The 2730-nt window shown below is 40.0% G+C and carries 5 protein-coding genes; 1 reads left to right on the top strand and 4 read right to left on the bottom strand.

Features of this window, described 5'->3' with window-relative positions:
* Positions 1–349 precede the first annotated feature (349 nt).
* Positions 350–1129 carry a GUN4 domain-containing protein gene (locus QUA03_RS28670; protein ID WP_333217085.1) on the top strand — a complete coding sequence of 260 codons (780 nt, stop codon included), beginning with the start codon at positions 350–352 and terminating at the stop codon, positions 1127–1129.
* 254 nt (positions 1130–1383) lie between these two features.
* Here the strand turns inward: QUA03_RS28670 and QUA03_RS28665 are convergent, their stop codons facing one another.
* From QUA03_RS28665 to QUA03_RS29120, 4 genes are all read right to left on the bottom strand, one after another.
* A complete protein-coding gene (locus QUA03_RS28665) occupies positions 1384–1668 on the bottom strand; it encodes a type II toxin-antitoxin system mRNA interferase toxin, RelE/StbE family (protein WP_333217084.1) in 285 nt (94 codons plus the stop codon).
* Positions 1665–1877, bottom strand: coding sequence for a hypothetical protein (locus tag QUA03_RS28660; protein ID WP_333217082.1), 213 nt, complete (start codon positions 1875–1877; stop codon positions 1665–1667). The genes QUA03_RS28665 and QUA03_RS28660 overlap by 4 nt, the downstream gene beginning before the upstream one ends.
* A 168-nt stretch (positions 1878–2045) precedes the next feature.
* Positions 2046–2414 carry a XisI protein gene (locus QUA03_RS28655; RefSeq protein ID WP_333217081.1) on the bottom strand — a complete coding sequence of 123 codons (369 nt, stop codon included), beginning with the start codon at positions 2412–2414 and terminating at the stop codon, positions 2046–2048.
* A gap of 13 nt (positions 2415–2427) precedes the next feature.
* Positions 2428–2664, bottom strand: coding sequence for an element excision factor XisH family protein (locus QUA03_RS29120; protein WP_445304886.1), 237 nt, complete (start codon positions 2662–2664; stop codon positions 2428–2430).
* Positions 2665–2730: the final 66 nt, after the last annotated feature.

Raw genomic sequence — 2730 nt, 5'->3', positions numbered from 1 at the left:
TCTGACCAGTTTTTTTTCAACAATTCTCTAAAAGCCTCTTGACAAAAGACTTACAGTCTTAACTTGTCACCAATGCCCTCACAGGTTTCTGATATTCCCAACTCGACAATAATAGCTCAATTTGAAGAGCAAATCGGAATAGCAGACCAGGCAGAAAGAGAGAGAGTAGAAAGGGAGCTAAAAAAAGTAAAATCCAGTCAATCGACTATGCTAGAGATAGCTAAAGAAACAGGCTATGGTAGCGGTAATTATGGCGGATAAAGCATTTTTGATGAATTTTTACCAGTAGACACAACCATCAGGGGATTGAATGGCAATTCCCCTGATTACCTAATCAAGGAAAGTATCAATGTGGATTTTTATTTTAATTGTGCTGGCTGTAGTTGTCTACTTCGTGATGTCACAAGCATCAAGCAGTAATCAAGCTAGTAAGACATCAAGTAGGACTAAAGCTAGTAAAGCATCAAGCCAGAATTACACTAATCAAGTTGATTATTCAAATCTTGAAGTATCACTTGACAGCGTGTCTATTCACTATAACTACACGCGCCTTCGTGACCTACTTGCAGAGGGTAAATGGAGAGAAGCTGACGAAGAAACAAGCCAGATGATGCTCTCCGTAGGAAATAACATAGCATATAAAAAATTGTCTAATGAGGAATATCAGCGCCTTATGGGAGACAATTGGTTTGGCCAGCCAACAACCGAATACTTACCTTGTGAAGACCTTTGTACTATAGATCGACTTTGGCTTAAATATAGCAATGGTCGCTTTGGATTTAGTGTACAAAAGCGAATTATGTCAGAGTTAGGAGGAGAAGATAAACTACGCTTGATGCGTAATATCGTAATGGGAGGAAGAAATCAAACTAATCAGGAACTGCTGGAATTATGTGAATTCACAGAGCGCTTCGTTAAACGCATAGGATGGTACGATCCTAACTCTAGGGAAGGCCGTGTGGAGCTGAAAAAATACAATGATCTTACTTTTGCAATCCAAGCTCCATATGGACATCTTCCAACAACGAATTATTTTGATGAAGCTCACTTACGGGAAACTAAAAGGGTGAGCGATCATGTATTCCTCTTTGTCTTGAATAGATTCTCAGGCTACGGCATTGCTCTGTAATGAAAATCCTGGTCACATAAACTTATTGATACACTTGTACAAACTATGAGATTCAGTGACGATCGCCCTTTCACTCCTAAAAGCGATCGCACCTCATAACCCCCACCTTTCTACAACCTTCTCCCATCGCCTGCTGTAAAGGTTTTTGAAGCGCGCTCGCCCTTTCGTCAATTCCAAAAAACACAAAACTCGCTAGCCTTTTTCTCCCTATTAAAAAAGCAGATAGAAAGAGGTGATCGCATCAGCCAGCATTTTCAATAAACCTCATCATGGCTGCCAATGTCCAGCAAGAGAATTTCCTCATCTCCTGACTCTGGATTTTCAACAAAATTAAATACAATCCGACAGTCATACTCCACAGAACAAGCCCAAGAGCCGGCTAACTGACCTTTGAGTTTGTGTGTTTGCAGTGATGGCTCGAAAGAGTTTTCTGCCAAAAGTCTTAAAATAGCTTCAACTTTGGGCTGTAGTTCCGGGTGTTTGCGGATGAGGGCTTTGTAAGCATGTTTAAATGATTGAGCAAAGGTGATAAGTTTCAACGGTTTAGCTCCGCGATCGCTTCATTAACTGTACCTCGAAAGACCTTTCCAGATTGATAGTCTTGTTTTCCTTGTGCAATGTTAGCAGCAATTTCGGTGCGACGGCGATCGCTAAGTCTCCGGTGCATGATGACAAGTAAAGCAGTTTGTTCGTCTATAGACAATGTTTCGATCTCGTCTAAAATACTGTCAAATGTTGAGTTTTGCATGGTGAATTAGGTTTTGTGGGGATGATGGCTGTCTTATTTTACTCGATTTTAACGGAATTTGCTGAAGGCGATCGCACCTCCCATCGCCTGCTTTCAATGTTTTTGAAGTACGTGAAGCGAAGCTATCCCGTAGGGAATCGCCCTCCAATTCAAATCCCTTCCACTCCATCATACTTTCAAAGATTCTCGCTGCTGCTCCCTAGTAGGCACTCCATAAGCAGTATGAGGTCTAACATCAGGCGGTTGAAGTCCCAAAACAATTGATTTAGCCGGAATTCCCGCTGCAACTAACTCCTCAGCAATCAGGCGATCCGTATTATCTGCTTGAATCCACACCTGACCGTCAATAATATCAATATGAATCACGCAATGGTGAATGCGCTGCTCATTAAACCAACCTATATTTATTAACATATAACGGTCATTTTCTAAATTAAAAATTCTTTCATTTTTGGTTCCACTGTCAAAAACGGGAATCTCAGCGTATTCAGTAAGGAGTTGCTTAACAAGTTGGCGATAATTATTTAAGCTATCCATTGTACTATTTCCTCTATTTTTGGGTAAAAAAAAACAAATTTAGGCGGTTATTATCTAGCAATATCTGACCAAAATTTTCTCCTTCAAAAAGCTCTGTAAAAGCATTTAGTGGAATTGCCAGATACAGTTGTCTTTCTGATTCCGTCCGTTTTAATATGTCATAGTAAAGAGTATATTGACCCAAAGCTTGCTCTAAATCTGCAATTCTAGAGTCTCTGATAAAACTTTTAACTTCAACGGCTAAGTAGATAGGCGGGAAAAAACCAATCTATGTAACAAAACATTAAGTTGCCTGATTGGAGTTAAACTTAAGACG

The sequence above is a fragment of the Microcoleus sp. S36b_A4 genome, from assembly GCF_036700645.1.
Lineage (GTDB): Bacteria > Cyanobacteriota > Cyanobacteriia > Cyanobacteriales > Microcoleaceae > Microcoleus.
The sequence above is the reverse complement of the archived record's forward strand: the minus strand, read 5'-3'. Positions and strand labels throughout refer to the sequence as shown.

Coding starts and splice junctions, on each gene's coding strand:
- QUA03_RS28670 (WP_333217085.1), top strand. CDS start 350: ATGTGGATTTTTATTTTAATTGTGCTGGCTGTAGTTGTCTACTTCGTG.
- QUA03_RS28660 (WP_333217082.1), bottom strand. CDS start 1,877: ATGCAAAACTCAACATTTGACAGTATTTTAGACGAGATCGAAACATTG.
- QUA03_RS28655 (WP_333217081.1), bottom strand. CDS start 2,414: ATGGATAGCTTAAATAATTATCGCCAACTTGTTAAGCAACTCCTTACT.